Below are 15617 nucleotides of genomic sequence, written 5' to 3' on the forward strand. Positions count from 1 at the left end.
TGGTGGCTCACTCAGTCAAGTTTCGAGGGCGGTGGGTTGGGCGCTTCCACCGCCTGGGTCACGGCGGGTGGCTCGGCGCCTGCAACCGGTGCCGCCGGTGTGGCGGGTTGCAGGGTGCCAACGCTTTCACCGTCTTCGGCAGGGACCAGCTTGTACTCCTTGCCCTGCGTATTCTTCAGGTAGATCTCCATCTGCCGGAACGAAATGTTGATGTTCTGGCGTTTGAATTCCTTGTTGATGAAGCGGTTGATCTCGTCCAGCACCGGGTTGCGGTCGCCCAGGTCACGCACGTGCATGCGCAGCTCGTGGTCCAGGGTACTTTCGCCGAAGTTGAGGAAGTACACGATCGGCTCCGGCTCCTTGAGTACCCGCGGGTTCTCCCGGGCAGCCTGCAACAGCAGGCTGCGCACCAGGTCTAGGTCCGAACCGTAGTCTACGCCCAGTTTCAGGGTGACCCGGGTAATGGTGTCGGTCAGCGACCAGTTGATCAACTGTCCGGTGATGAAGGTCTTGTTGGGGACGATGATGTCCTTGCGGTCGAAGTCGGTGATGGTGGTGGCGCGAATGCGGATCTTGCTCACCGTGCCCGACAGGTTGCCGATGGTGATGGTGTCACCGATACGCACCGGACGTTCGAACAGAATCATGATGCCGGAAATGAAGTTGGCGAAAATCTCCTGCATGCCGAAGCCCAGGCCCACCGACAGCGCCGCCACCAGCCATTGCAGCTTGTCCCAGCTCACCCCCAGCGTCGACAGGGTGGTGACGAAACCCAGCCCGGCGATGATGTACGAAAGCAGGGTGGTGGTGGCGTAGGCACTGCCCTGAGCCAGGTTTAGCTTGGACAGCACCAGCACTTCCAGCAAGCCGGGCAGGTTGCCTGCCAGCACGAAGGTGATGGCAATGATCACCAGGGCACCGATGAAGTCGCCGAGGCTGATCGGTACCATGCTCATGGCCGCGCCCGTGCCGCTGGTGTACTCGTAAAGGGTGATGTTGTCCAGGTAGGCGAACACGCTGATCAGGTCCGTCCAGACCCAATACAGCGCGCCGATGAAGCCGCACAGCAGGGCTAGGCGTACCAGGCGCAGGGACTGCTGGTTGACCTGCTCGATGTCCAGGGTCGGCTCTTCCACGGGAATTTCGCCGTCGCCATTTTCCTTGGCTGCCTGGCGCTTGGCCAGCGCGCGGCTGTAGGCCAGACGTCGGGCCGCCACGCTCAGGCCACGAACGAAGGCGGCTTCGATCACCAGCCACAACATCATCAGGTACAGCGTGTCGATCAGCCGATCGGTGAGCTTCAAAGCGGTGTAGTAGTAGCCGAAGCACACCGCCACGAACAGGGCGATGGGCAAGGCCGTGAACAGGACGCCCACGGTCTTGCGGAACAGGGATGCGTTCTGGTGCGTCGGGCTGCTGATCAGCAAGCGGCCCAGCAACCACGCCATCAGTGCGTAGCAGGTCAGCACCACGGCAATGCCCAGCACGTCCTCGGCCAGTGACGAGGGCTGCAACTCGGCCACCGCCACCACCGACACCAAGGCCAGCACCACGAAGCCCAGGCGGCGGATCCAGCCTTGCAGGAACGCTACCTGGGCGCGCTCCCAACGGAAATGCAGCTCGGCCACGCCGCCTGGCGCCAGAATCCGGTAGGCGGTATAGAACACCAGCCAGGCCTGGGCGATCTGTAGTACCGCAGCGCCGAGACCGGCGTTCTGTCCGCGGGCATCGATCAGCAGCGCGTAGCCACACAGTGCCAGGCCCAGCGCCACCGGCATCGCCAGCAGAATGTTGATGAAGATCGCCGCCGGCGTGTGCCACTGCCGGTCACGCTTGAAGTGACCAATGTCCTGGTGCACCGCATTGAGTTTTTCGTACAGGTAGCTGCGCTTCCACAGCAGCAGGCCAATCACCAGCAACAGCGGCAGGAACAGCAACGGCCGTTGCACCAGGCCATCGGCCAGTTCACTGACACTGGAGGCCCAGGGCAGGGTGGTCACCTGGTTTTCCAGGCGCCGTGGCACGGCCTTGAACCACTCGTCGTCCAGCGGTTTGTTACTGGGAATCCAGAACATCTGCTCGTCGAGGGTCGAGCGCAGGCTTTGCGCTGTGTCCAACAGTTGTTTCTGGTTGAGCTGCAGCGTGATCGATTCGTTGAGCAGCGCGCTGAGTTCACGGTTCAAACGCTCCAGCAGGTCGCTGCGGGTAACGGCCAGATCCAGCAAGGTCTTGCGCAACTGCGGGGTGTTCTGGTCCGCCACCTGGTTGGCCAGCAGGTTATCCACATACGCGGCCGGGCTGCTGATCAACTCGCGCTGCTGATTGACCTCGAACTGGTACAGGCGGATATCGGCGATCTGGTCGGCCAGATCCTTGTCGACCTTCAGGTGCGGCAGCGCCTGCTTCTGCTTGTAGAGAATCTTGGACAGCAACAGGCTGCCCTTGAGCACGCTGATCTGCTCGTCCAGGGCCTGATCGCTCTGGGTGACGTTGTCCAACTGCTGCTTGGTCTTGAGGTTCTGCTGAGTCACTTCGTTGAGGCGGTCGGTACTGCGCAGCAGGTAGTCCGAGAGCTTGACGTTGTTGGCGCTCTCGGTGGCCAGCAGGCTGCTGCCCCCGGACTTCTGCGCCTCCAGCGATTGCTGGGTCACGGTTTCCTGGGACTGAGCCAGGCGTTTCTGGTTGATCAGGCTTTGCAGGTCCTGCACTTCCTGGCTCAGGCGGCCGGTTTTTTCCAGCATCAGGTCGTGCTGGGCATTGCCCAGGTCTTGCAGGGTGCTGTTGCCGGCCAGCTCCTGACGGCGCAGATTGACCAGCGCATTGATGGCGCCCAGTTCGGCGTTGAGCTGGGTGCGCATGTCGGCGGTCAAGGCCTTGCCGCCGTCCTTGCCCAGCTTGAGCGTGCTGTTGATCTGCTGGACGCGGTTCTGGCTGGCGCTGATTTCGGTCTGGGCTCGCTCGGGCCGCGTCTGCGCGGTGATGATCAAGCTATTGGCGTCGGACAAGGCCTTTTGCAGGTCGCCCTGCTCAGCCGTGCGCTCGCTGAAGATCTGCTCCAGCTGCGGCACGCTCAGGGTCGCGTAACGTTGCTCCACCGGGATGACCCGCGTGCCCTTGAGTCGGGTCAGCTCGTGCTGGGCATCGGCGGTCTGCTTGGGCGCATCGGCCAGCTGTTTCTTCAGGTCGGCCAGCTTGCGCTCGTTGTCCTGTTGGTTGCCCAACCAGGTGAGCGTTTGCTCCAGGACCTGTTGCAGGGCTTTCTGATCGGCTTCTGGCAGTTTGCGGTCGGCGATCTTGTCGAGGCTTTGCTGCACCGCGTCACGGTTGACCGGGTCGGCCGCCTGAACGCCGGCGACCACGAGACACAGCCCCAGAAGGGCTGCGGATAGGAAATTGCGCATAGGTTAAAAGTCGTACAGCTCGAAAGAGAATGGCAGTTTAGAGGAACAACCCAGGGCCTGGGCGACTTCCTTCGGGGAATTTGACGCCCACTTTCATGATCCGGTTCCCGTCCATCACTGCCACTGTCCAGAGTGTGCCGTGCCATTCCACGTGGTCGCCCACGATCGGTGCGCCGCCCACGCGCTGGGTGATGAAGCGGCTGAGGGGCATCTGTGGGTCCAGGCCATCGAGCTGCAAACCGTACAGTGCCGACACCGCGCCCAGTTCTGCGTCGCCTTCGAGCACGAAATCGCCGAAAAAGCGCAGATCCAGCCCGCGCTGCGGCGCCTGGCTGAACAGCTTGCCCAGGGCCGGCAGGTTGTGTTCATGGCCGATCACACACAGCAGATCGCCCACTTCCAACACCGTACTACCCGACGGATGGAGCAGTTGCTGGCCACGAAACAGCGCGGCGATACGCGTCCCCTCGGGCATTTTCAGCTCGCGCAGGGCGGCGCCGATGCACCATTTCTCTGCGCCCAGGCGGTACACGAACAGCTCCCACTCGCTGGTCACATGCACTTCCAGGGCAGAGCGGGAAATCGGCGCCGGGTCCGGCGGTACCGTGACCTTGAGCAGCTTGGCCACCCACGGCAGGCTGGTCCCCTGCACCAGCAGCGACACCAGCACGATGAAGAAGGCCAGGTTGAAGAACAGCTGCGCATCGGGCAGCCCCGCCATCAGCGGGAACACCGCCAGAATGATCGGCACCGCGCCACGCAGGCCGACCCAGGAAATGAAGGCCTTTTCGCGGCCATGGAAGGCCTTGAACGGCAGCAGGCCAACCATCACCGACAGCGGACGCGCCACCAGAATCATCCACAGCGCCAAGGCCAGGGCGGGCAGGGCGATGGGCAGCAGGTCGTGGGGCGTGACCAGCAGGCCCAGCACCAGGAACATGCCGATCTGCGCCAGCCAGGCCATGCCATCGAGCATGTGCAGAATGCCGTGGCGGCTGCGAATGGGCTTGTTGCCCATCACCAGGCCGCACAGGTACACGGCCAGAAAGCCGCTGCCGTGCAGTGCGTTGGTCAGCGCGAACACCAGCAGGCCGCCGGCTACCACCAGAATGGGGTACAAGCCAGCGGCCAGGTTGATGCGGTTGACCAGTTGCAGCATCACCCAGCCGCCACCCAGGCCAATCACCCCGCCAATACCGAATTCGCGCAGCAGGTGGCCGAGCAGGCCCCAGTGCAGGCCGGTCTGGTTGCTGGCGATCATGTCGATCAGGGTCACGGTGAGGAACACCGCCATGGGGTCGTTGCTGCCGGATTCGATTTCCAGGGTTGCCGTAACCCGTTCGTTCAGACCCTTGCCGCCGAGCAGCGAGAACACCGCCGCGGCATCGGTGGAGCCGACGATGGCACCGATCAGCAGGCCCTGGATCATGCTCAGGTCGAACAGCCAGGCGGCCACCGCGCCGGTCAGGGCGGTGGTGATCAGCACCCCTACCGTGGCCAGCGACAAGGCCGGCCACAAGGCCACGCGGAAACTCGACACCCGGGTGCGCAGGCCACCGTCGAGCAGAATCACCGCCAGCGCCAGGTTACCCACCAGGTAGGCCGTGGGGTAGTTGTTGAAGATGATGCCGCCGCCATCTACCCCGGCGGCCATGCCCACCGCCAGGATGATGACCAGAATGGGGATGCCCAGGCGTGAAGACAGCGAGCTGACCAGAATGCTTGCACCCACCAGCAACGCGCCGATCAAGAACAGGCTGTTGATGAAGGTGGCAGTCAAGGGCAGTACTCCAGGCAGAAAAGGCAGGTGCTTCATGCAGGCTGCATGCCAAGGGATAATAACCTCAACAAATGGTTATGTGTCAAAGCCTTGCCGGATCGACCGCAAAGCTTCAGGTGCTCACGCAGGAATCCATCGTGGTCGGACTCGAGACCTGCAAAGCAGCGGCCCTTCACAACAACCGTCGCAAATCGGCGTATCGGCCTGAGTGCAATTTGCGCCCCGCAGGTAGCGCTTATGTAACGCCTGCGTCGATTATTCGCCATGCACTGTAGCCGCCCCAAACAGACGAGGCGGTCGATGAAAACCCCACTGCACACCAAACTGACGACCCTGCTGGATGCCTACGTGGGCCATGAACACCTGCGCACGCCGCTGCTCAACCGACTGCAGGTGCTGGGCGAAGCCGTTTCCCGCACTGCCCAGAGCCTGCAGGCTCTGGCGCGGGATGCGCCGGTTCTGGACGCCGACAAGGGGCTGGGGGCTGGCCAGCTGCCCACGGCCTCGGCGCAATACTGGAGCGACCTGGCGCCGGGCACCGAGATGTCCCGCCTGGAGCATGCCCGGGCACTGCGCGCCGAAGACCTTGGCCATCGTGCTCACGTGCTGGCCGCTCTGGGCGAAATCACGCCGGCCGGCCAGAAGTTGCTGGCCGAAGCGCTGGCCCCTGCCGACGACCGACCGGCGCCCAGCGCCTACGCCATCGCCCTGACCACCACGGACAGCACCCGCCTGACTTTGCCTGGCGTGGAGCTGATCCAGTCTCCCGCCAGCGACCGTTGTCTGCTGGTGTGGCCCGGCGTGGGTCAGCAACTGTTCGAGTTCGACAGTCGCCGCGAAGCAGGTCTGGGCCTGATCGAATACCTGCTGGGTGAGCAGGGCGCCGAGTTCTGGGCCTGTTTCGAGCCTGACGTGCCCGCGCACTGGCACAACCCGCCGTTCGCGGGGTTGGGCGTCAAGGCCGGCTTTGGCCTGTGCAAGGACGCCGTGCTGCTTAACGGCGTGAAATCCAGCATCGCCAGCGAGTTGCATGTGCAGATCAACCGTTCATCGCCACCGGCAGACTGGGCCGAGCAGCGCGTGCAGCGCTTCTGGCAGCCACTGCCCGAGGTGATCGAGAGCGTGTTGGCGAGCGCTATCAAAGCCGATGGCGCCCGCCAGGCCAGCCTGCTGACCTTCGGCAGCATCGGCCCGGATATCGCCACCGCCCTGGTCGAGCAGACCATCACCGCCTGCGAAACCGGCATCCAACGCTACATCGGTGACGAGCTTGGCAGCCAGGAGCACAAGCGTTACCGGCAGGTACACGCGGCCTGGCAGGCGGCCCAAGCCAAGGCCCGCGAGCAGGTCGGCGGACTCAGCGCCCACGCACGCTTTCCCCATGAACGGTGGGCGCGAGTGGATGAAGCCGGCCTGACCCCTCGCCAGCACCTGGCCTTGGCCTTGACCAATGCCCTTCGTCACGACGCCCAGTTGCAAGTGTACGAAGGCACCCTGAACAGCGCTGATCTGGCCTTGATCAGCGAAGTGCTGGCCCAGCCTGCGGCGGCGCAACGTCAGGCCAGTGGCACCGTGGTGGCGGAGATCGCGGTGGGGCCGGGCAGTTTCTCGTACCGTTTGCCGGGCGCCTATGTCATCGCCCCAGCAACGGCCTGGAGCAAAAGTACCGAGGACGTGCGCTGCCTGCTCTACGTGGCCGGCGAAGAGGGCGGCCTGCGACGCTTCGACAACCTGACCCAGTTGCTCGGTTGCGTCACCGCCAGCCTCAAGGATCCGGCCTTTACGCCGCTGTGGGCCCGCTACAAACCCAGTGCGCAAACCGCGATCAAGCGTTTCCTCAACCAGTCGCCCCTGCCGCTGGTGACGCGCCCGGTCGCTCTGGACTGGATGGACAGCTACCTGGGCACGGAAATCGACAGCCACGAGGACCTGCTCGCCGCCGCCACCGACCGCCAACGGCGTGAGCAGGTGCTCGATGAACTGACCCGGGCCTTGGCGGCGCCGGCTCACGAGGTGCGTGACGTCGCGGTCAACCGCATTGCCGAGCAGCGCCGCCTGCAATCGACCTTGCAGGCATTACCGGCCTGGCTGGCGACGGCCGACGAGAGTGTGCGCACGGCGTACGCCAAGTTGCTCGACCGTTACAACCCGCTCGCCACGGCACAGGAGCATTTCCTGCAACGGCAGACGCCACTTATCCGCGATTTCGCCCGATCAAGGCTCAAGTCTCGGCTGAAGGCCGAACTCGACAAGGTGGTGGACCCCGAGCAGGTGCTGGTCAAGCTGCCTGAATCGGTCGCGCTCAAAGCCGTGGCCAATGTCCCCTCTGAGGTGGTGGTGCCCAGCGCCACTTTGGAAACCATGACCCTGGTCGAACTGGCCCTGCTCAATATCGACCGCCAGGTCACCCTGCGCCTGCGCTACGCCACACTGGTGGCGCGTGACAGTGGTGTGCCCTTGAGCATTCAAGGCCTGACCATCGCTCGTCTGCGTCGGCTGATCATCGAGTTGGACGTGGCCGGGCAATACCGGCGCCATGTGCAAGGCTTGTTCAGCCTACCCAGTGACCTCACCGGGGGCGCTTCGGTACGCGCACAACTGTTGACCGCGCCGTATGCCGCCGCCCTGCGCCTGCAAGCCTATGGCGACTACCAGCGCGGCTTGCTGGACAAGTCAGGTTGGCAATGGCTGGAGAAGGCGCTGTGCGCGCGAACCGCCGAGCAGTTGGCCGAACCCTCGCTGGACATGCGCCTGAGCACCGCCGTGCTGAGCCTGGGTGAGGGTGATGAAAAACTGGCCAGCGGCTTGCTGCTGCTCACCCGCACCGGCAACGGGGAGTGCTGGCTGTACTTGCCGAAGGTGCCCGAAGGTGCGTCGTTTGTGCATGGCGTGTCCGCCGACGCTGCCAGGCAAGCCTTGCTGCGGCGCCTGCGCTCGACCTCGATGCGCACCTGGCTGGCCGGTCTGGCGGGCGTCGGGCATGCCACCGCGAGTCGCGAACGGTATCTGGAGCAGGCTTGTCAGCGTGATTTCACAGGTTTCATGCGATTTGCACCGCTGTCCTTTGCCCATTGGCCGGTGGCGGCGGCGCTGCTGCACAACCGTCAACAGCAACTGCTCAACGACGCGCAACTGATCGCCCGCACCCGGGCCGACATCCGTCAGGCCTTCGCCCAACAGCTGCGTGACGGTGGCAGGCAGTTGGCCATGTCGGGTCTGTATTACCTGCCGGGCATCGGCACGCTGTTGCAGCTGTATGACGGCTGGACGGATGCCCACGATGCGATCAATGCCTTTGCTGGCGGCGATACGGCCGGGGGCCTGCGGCGTATGGCTTCGGCGGAGCTCAATTTCGGTTTTGCGCTGATGTCCTTCGTGCCGGGCATGGCCGCGGCCCGGCTTACCCGACGTGCCCTGCAGCCGCGCCAGGCCAGGCAGCCGACGGCGTTGCCGGTGGGCCACAAGCTCGTGCGTGTCGATGGCTTCGCCGGGCACGGGGTGGATATCGATCTGGTCGGCGCCACGCCTCAAACGGGTATGGATGCCGGTACCTGGATGCGCAACGGCAAGCTGTACCTGTGGCAGGACGGCAAAGCCTACGAGGTGTTTCGCCGTGGCGGCGAGCTGACCCTGCGGCTGCGCCGCACGTCTGCCAACAGCCATGAGCATCCGGTGCGCCGCGGCCCGGACGGGCGGTTCCGCACACACCTGGATACCGGGTTACGTGCCGGTGGGCGTTCCCGCGCGGGCAGCGCCAGCAGTGCCAGCGGTGCCGATGAATCGCCGATGGCGCCGTACCTGATTGCCAGCGAAGACCGCGCCATCATGGCTGATCTGCTGCCACGGGCGGGCAAGTACACCTTGGACGAGTGGGGGGGCACCTTGGGCCCGGTACGGCCCGGCGACCAGGCCAGGGGACGCTTTTTCGTCAAGCGCCAGCAGCTGTTGCAGGATGCCGATGAGCACCTGCGCACCGTGGTGGTCGAGCCGCGTGTCGACATGCCGTTGCTGAGTGAGGATGCCACCCACGGCCAACTGATCGCGGCGATCTACCAGAAGAGCAACGGCCTGGTGATCGGCGAGGCCCATGCGTCGTCGAGTTCCAAGCGTTTTCTGATCGATAACTTCGCCACGCTCAAAGCCGAGGGGGTCAAGACCTTGTACTTCGAGCACCTGCACATGGATTTTCTGGCCAGCGAGCTCAAGGTGCTCAATGACACGGGCGTGCTGACCCCGGCGTTGCGTCAGCATCTGCGTATGCTCGACCGTGGCCACAGGGTCGATACCGGCCAGCCGTTCACCTTTGAAAATGTGATCGTGGCTGCCAACGAGCATGGGCTGCAGGTGGTGAGTCTGGACTGTGCCGCCAGTTGGTACTCCAAGGGTGTCGCGGACCGAGGCGTCGGCGCTCGGCAGCGTATGTTCAGCTACCTGGCCAGCCAGGTGATCCAGGCGCATCAGAGCGCCAGCGGGGAGCACAAGTGGGTGGCGCTGGTGGGTAACAGCCATTCCAACCGACACGCTGGCACCCTGGGCCTGGCCGAACTGAACAAGGCCATTGGCGTGCGCATGGCTGAACCCCAGGGCGGCATCCCACCCCGGTGGCGGCCCGACCCAGGCCTGGACACGTCGTTCAACAGAGGGCGGGTGCAGGCTGATTTTCTGCTCGAAGTCCAGGTACCGCCGGCCGGACAATCCCAAGCGTCGCCGCTACCGTCGCTGTCCGCTGCAGATCAGGCGCTCGCCGCGCAAGCTCGCGCGCTACTCGACGCGCCCATTGCGGCATTGCGCCCGGCCACGCCGCGACTGATCCACCCCGGCAGCTTCTACCTGGAAAAGGTCGGCGATCAGCGCGTTGTGGTGCACCTTAGCCGTGACGGTAATACCTATCGCACCCCTGTCGACAAGCGACTGGGCGGGTACTCGGTATCGAGGCCGTCATGGGACAAGGTGCACGGGCGCCGCTTCTGGACGTTGCGAGGGTTGCTGGAGGCCATGGCGGAGCAGAACCTTACCCATGTGACGGTGTAGGCAGGGCGGAAGCGGGTAAGGGAGCGTTCGCTACCCCTTACCTAGATACGGGCACCCAATCCCATCGGGCGCAACCGCGTTGGCAAGCAAGTTGCACCTTTCTCATCGTCTGGCATAACACCGCCAAAGTGCTCCCTATGGGAGCATCTTGCATTTTTTGCGTGGAATCGCGCACCGCCGTTGTGCAGATTCAACCCACTTCGAACACTCCCAGACCGGCCGTCGACTATTTGTGAAACAAACGGGTTGCACCTGGTTGCACCCATGACAGAGCACGGCTACTCTTGCCGCCGGCTTTATTGCCACGCTTCCGTGGCCCTGATGAGGACAAGACATGGCTACCACCACCCTGGGCGTCAAGCTCGACGACCCGACCCGCGAACGCCTCAAGGCCGCCGCGCAGTCCATCGACCGGACGCCGCACTGGTTGATCAAGCAGGCCATCTTCAATTACCTGGAGAAGCTGGAGGGTGGTGCAACCCTGACCGAGCTCAGTGCCGCGGGCGCCCACGGCAGCGACGATGTGGGTGACGTACAGCCCGACCACGCTCATCAGTGCTTCCTGGAGTTTGCCGAGAGCATTCTGCCGCAATCGGTGCTGCGCGCGGCCATCACCGGGGCCTATCGCCGACCCGAGCCTGAAGTGGTGCCGATGCTGCTGGAGCAGGCGCGCCTGCCGGCCGACATGGCTGAGGCCACCAACAAGCTTGCCGCACGCATCGCCGAAAAGCTGCGCAACCAGAAGAGCGCCGGCGGCCGTGCCGGCATCGTACAGGGCCTGTTGCAGGAATTCTCCCTCAGCTCCCAGGAAGGCGTGGCGCTGATGTGCCTGGCCGAAGCGCTGTTGCGCATCCCGGACAAAGGCACCCGTGACGCCCTGATCCGTGACAAGATCAGCAACGGCAACTGGCAGCCGCACCTGGGCAACAGCCCTTCGTTGTTCGTCAACGCCGCCACCTGGGGTCTGCTGCTGACCGGCAAGCTGGTCTCCACCCATAACGAATCGGGCCTGTCGTCGTCGCTCAGCCGCATCATCGGCAAGAGCGGCGAGCCAATGATCCGCAAGGGCGTGGACATGGCCATGCGCTTGATGGGCGAACAGTTCGTCACCGGCGAAACCATCGGTGAAGCGCTGGCCAATGCCAGCAAGTTCGAGAGCAAGGGTTTTCGCTACTCCTACGACATGCTCGGCGAGGCGGCCCTCACCGAGCACGATGCGCAGAAATACCTGGCGTCCTACGAGCAGGCCATTCATTCGATCGGCAAGGCCTCCCACGGTCGCGGGATCTATGAGGGGCCAGGCATCTCGATCAAGCTGTCGGCCTTGCACCCGCGCTACAGCCGCGCCCAGTACGAGCGCGTGATGGAGGAGCTTTACCCGCGCCTGCTGTCCCTGACCCTGCTGGCCAAGCAGTACGACATTGGCCTGAACATCGACGCCGAGGAAGCCGACCGCCTGGAGCTGTCCCTGGACCTGCTCGAACGCCTGTGCTTCGAGCCCCAGCTGACGGGTTGGAACGGCATCGGCTTCGTCATCCAGGCCTACCAGAAGCGCTGCCCGTATGTGATCGACTACGTCATCGATCTGGCCCGCCGCAGCCGTCATCGCCTGATGATTCGTCTGGTCAAGGGCGCCTACTGGGACAGCGAGATCAAGCGCGCCCAGGTCGAAGGCCTGGAGGGTTACCCGGTGTACACCCGCAAGGTCTATACCGACGTCTCCTACGTGGCCTGCGCGCGCAAGCTGTTGTCGGTGCCCGAAGTCATCTACCCGCAGTTCGCGACCCACAACGCCCACACCCTGGCAGCCATCTACCACATCGCCGGGCAGAACTATTACCCTGGCCAGTACGAGTTCCAGTGCCTGCATGGCATGGGCGAGCCGCTTTACGAGCAGGTGGTGGGCAAGGTGGCCGATGGCAAGCTGAACCGTCCGTGCCGTGTCTACGCGCCGGTGGGGACCCATGAAACCCTGCTGGCCTATCTGGTGCGCCGCCTGCTGGAAAACGGCGCGAACACCTCGTTCGTCAACCGTATCGCCGACCAGTCCATCTCCATTCAGGAACTGGTAGCGGACCCGGTGTCCACCATCGAGCGCATGGCCACCCAGGAAGGCCAGTTCGGCCTGCCGCATCCGCGCATTGCGTTGCCCCGCGATCTGTATGGCAGCGACCGCGCCAACTCGGCGGGTATCGACCTGGCCAACGAGCACCGCCTGGCGTCGCTGTCCTCGGCACTGCTGGCCACTGCGCACAACGACTGGAAGGCGTTGCCGATGCTCGGCTGCGACCCCAGCAACGAGCCGGCACAGCCGGTGCTCAACCCCTCGGACCTGCGTGACGTGGTGGGCCATGTGCAAGAAGCCACGGTTGCAGACGTCGACAACGCCATTCAATGCGCGTTGATCAACGGTCCGATCTGGCAGGCCACCCCGCCTGCCGAACGCGCCGCCGTGCTGGAGCGCGCCGCCGACCTGATGGAAGCCGAGATCCAGCCGTTGATGGGTCTGCTCGCCCGGGAAGCCGGCAAGACCTTTGCCAACGCCATCGCCGAAGTGCGCGAAGCCGTGGATTTCCTGCGCTACTACGCGGTGCAGGCACGCAACGATTTCAGCAACGACGCCCACCGCCCGTTGGGCCCGGTGGTGTGTATCAGCCCGTGGAATTTCCCCCTGGCGATTTTCAGCGGTCAGGTGGCCGCCGCCTTGGCCGCGGGTAACCCGGTGCTGGCCAAGCCGGCCGAACAAACCCCGTTGGTGGCGGCTCAGGCAGTGCGCCTGCTGCTCGAAGCCGGTATTCCAGAGGGCGTGCTGCAACTGCTGCCGGGCCGCGGTGAAACCGTGGGTGCGCGGCTGGTAGGCGACGAGCGGGTCAAGGGCGTGATGTTCACCGGTTCCACCGAGGTGGCGCGCCTGCTGCAGCGCAATATTGCCGGGCGCCTGGATGCCCAGGGTCGGCCGATCCCGCTGATCGCCGAAACCGGCGGCCAGAACGCCATGATCGTCGACTCCTCGGCCCTGACCGAGCAGGTGGTGATCGACGTGGTGTCCTCGGCCTTCGACTCCGCTGGCCAGCGGTGCTCGGCGCTGCGGGTGTTGTGCCTGCAGGAAGATTCCGCCGACCGCGTGATCGAAATGCTCAAGGGGGCTATGGCCGAAGCGCGGCTGGGTAACCCCGAGCGCCTGAGCGTGGACATCGGCCCGGTGATCGACGCCGAAGCCAAGGCCGGCATCGAGAAGCATATCCAGGGCATGCGCGACAAAGGTCGCGAGGTGTACCAGATGGCCATCGCCGACAGTGCCGAGATCAAGCGTGGCACCTTCGTGATGCCGACGCTGATCGAGCTGGAAAGCTTCGACGAGCTGCAAAAGGAAATCTTTGGCCCGGTGCTGCACGTGGTGCGCTACAAGCGCCGCGACTTGGACGCCTTGATCGCGCAGATCAATGCTTCTGGCTACGGTCTGACCCTGGGCGTGCATACCCGCATCGACGAGACCATCGCCAAGGTGATCGACAACGTCAATGCCGGCAACGTCTACGTGAACCGCAACATCGTTGGCGCCGTGGTGGGCGTGCAGCCCTTCGGCGGCGAAGGCCTGTCGGGTACTGGTCCGAAAGCCGGTGGCCCGTTGTACCTGTACCGTCTGCTGTCGACGCGCCCCAACGATGCCATTGCCCAGTCGTTCCTGCGCAGCGATGCCGGTGTCGCCCCCGATGTGCGTCTGCGTGATGCCATGAGCAAGCCGTTGCAAGCGTTGCAGGCATGGGCGTCGAGCAATCAGCAGGTCGAGTTGGCGCAACTGTGCGGCGAGTTTGCCGCCCAGTCGCAAAGCGGTGTGACGCGTCTGCTCGATGGCCCCACCGGTGAGCGCAACAGCTACACCATTCTGCCCCGTGAGCATGTGCTGTGCCTGGCCGAGGTGGAGGCCGACCTGCTGGCGCAATTGGCGGCGGTGATGGCCGTGGGCTCCAGCGCAGTGCTGCCGGAGAACGAACTGGGCAAGGCGGTACGCGCACGGTTGCCGAAGGAGGTGCAGGCGCGGGTCAAGCTGGTGACCGAGTGGAACAAGGACGAGGTGGCGTTCGACGCGGTGCTGCACCACGGCGATTCCGACCAACTCCGGGCCGTGTGCGAGCAGGTGGCCAAGCGCGGCGGCGCCATCGTCGGCGTGCACGGGTTGTCCCAGGGTGAAACCGGGATCGCCCTGGAGCGTCTGGTGATCGAACGGGCATTGAGCGTGAACACCGCGGCGGCCGGGGGTAATGCGAGCTTGATGTCCATAGGCTGACCCGTCACCACCTGTGCCGACCCCTTCGCGGCTTCACGCCAAGGCTCTGTAGGAGCGGCGTCCAGCCGCGAAGAGGCCCGCCCAGGCGCTACACATCCAGACCTGTCGCCGCATGTGCCGACGCCTTCGCGGCTTCACGCCGCTCCTACAAAAGGCCCCGCCCTCTGTAGGCGTCCGCCCGGTCACCGCAGCACCCCGCCAAATGCTAAACTCCCGCCCCTCTGCAGGAGTCCTCATGAACTATCGTCACGCGTTCCACGCCGGCAACCACGCCGACGTGTTCAAACACATCGTCCTCACTCGGCTGGTTGCGCTGATGTCGCGCAAGGAGCAGCCGTTCGCCTACCTCGACACCCATGCCGGCCTGGGCCTGTATGACCTGCACGGCGACCAGGCCACGCGCACCGGCGAGTGGCTGGAAGGTATCGCGCGATTGTGGCAAGCCACCGACCGCCCGGCCCTGACCGACGATTACGTCAAGGTCATCAACCGCCTCAACGCCGACGGCGAGCTGCGCTATTACCCAGGCTCTCCCGAGTTGGCCCGCCGCCTGATGCGCCAGCAGGACCGCGTGCTGCTCAACGAGAAGCACCCCGAAGACGGCCAGCTGCTCAAAGAGAACATGAAGAAGGACCCGCGGGTTGCCGTGCACCTGGGCGAAGGCTGGCATGTCCCCCGCGCCCTGCTGCCGGTGCAGGAGAAGCGCGCGGTGATGTTGATCGACCCACCGTTCGAACAGCTCGACGAACTCAAGCGTTGCGCCACGGCCATGAAGGAAACCATTGGCCGCATGCGCCAGACGGTGGCGACCATCTGGTACCCGATCAAGGATGACGAGCGCGCGCTCAAGCGTTTCTATCAGGAATTGACCAGCACGGGCGCGCCCAAACTGCTGCGCGTGGAGCTGCTGGTGCACCCGCTGAACAAACCGCAGAGCCTGAACGGCTCGGGCCTGGCGATTGCCAATCCGCCGTGGGGCTTGGAAGAAGAGTTGCGCACCTTGTTGCCCTGGCTGGCCAATCTTCTGGGGCAGAGCCAAGGCAGCTGGAAGATGGATTGGCTGATCGCAGAGTAGAGCAGGCACGGACACCCCCCTTGTAGGCGCGGCGTACAGCCG

The 15617-nt window shown here is 64.4% G+C and carries 5 protein-coding genes; 3 read left to right on the forward strand and 2 right to left on the reverse strand.

Annotated elements, in window-relative coordinates; translation table 11 throughout:
* Window positions 1-11: 11 nt before the first annotated feature.
* Both mscK and B3397_RS04820 read right to left on the reverse strand, forming a co-directional pair.
* Window positions 12-3401 carry a mechanosensitive channel MscK gene (mscK, locus tag B3397_RS04815; protein ID WP_296247773.1) on the reverse strand — a complete coding sequence of 1130 codons (3390 nt, stop codon included), beginning with the start codon at window positions 3399-3401 and terminating at the stop codon, window positions 12-14.
* 37 nt (window positions 3402-3438) lie between these two features.
* The gene (locus tag B3397_RS04820) at window positions 3439-5181 is read right to left on the reverse strand and encodes a potassium/proton antiporter (protein WP_296247774.1); all 1743 of its coding nucleotides are present in this window, start codon (window positions 5179-5181) and stop codon (window positions 3439-3441) included.
* A gap of 300 nt (window positions 5182-5481) precedes the next feature.
* Here B3397_RS04820 and B3397_RS04825 point away from each other — a divergent pair, with 300 nt between their 5' ends.
* From B3397_RS04825 to B3397_RS04835, 3 genes are all read left to right on the forward strand, one after another.
* On the forward strand, window positions 5482-10212 hold the full coding sequence (locus B3397_RS04825) for a membrane-targeted effector domain-containing toxin (protein WP_296247775.1): 4731 nt from the start codon (window positions 5482-5484) through the stop codon (window positions 10210-10212).
* A gap of 334 nt (window positions 10213-10546) precedes the next feature.
* Window positions 10547-14500: a trifunctional transcriptional regulator/proline dehydrogenase/L-glutamate gamma-semialdehyde dehydrogenase gene (gene putA, locus B3397_RS04830; protein WP_296247776.1), complete on the forward strand. Its 3954-nt coding sequence runs from the start codon at window positions 10547-10549 to the stop codon at window positions 14498-14500.
* A 235-nt stretch (window positions 14501-14735) separates the two neighbouring features.
* Window positions 14736-15575, forward strand: coding sequence for a 23S rRNA (adenine(2030)-N(6))-methyltransferase RlmJ (locus tag B3397_RS04835; protein WP_296247777.1), 840 nt, complete (start codon window positions 14736-14738; stop codon window positions 15573-15575).
* Window positions 15576-15617 lie beyond the last annotated feature (42 nt).

The organism is Pseudomonas sp. UBA4194 (assembly GCF_002379585.1).
In the GTDB taxonomy this organism is placed as follows: Bacteria; Pseudomonadota; Gammaproteobacteria; order Pseudomonadales; family Pseudomonadaceae; genus Aquipseudomonas.

Coding starts and splice junctions, on each gene's coding strand:
- mscK (WP_296247773.1), bottom strand. CDS start 3,401: ATGCGCAATTTCCTATCCGCAGCCCTTCTGGGGCTGTGTCTCGTGGTC.
- B3397_RS04835 (WP_296247777.1), top strand. CDS start 14,736: ATGAACTATCGTCACGCGTTCCACGCCGGCAACCACGCCGACGTGTTC.
- putA (WP_296247776.1), top strand. CDS start 10,547: ATGGCTACCACCACCCTGGGCGTCAAGCTCGACGACCCGACCCGCGAA.
- B3397_RS04825 (WP_296247775.1), top strand. CDS start 5,482: ATGAAAACCCCACTGCACACCAAACTGACGACCCTGCTGGATGCCTAC.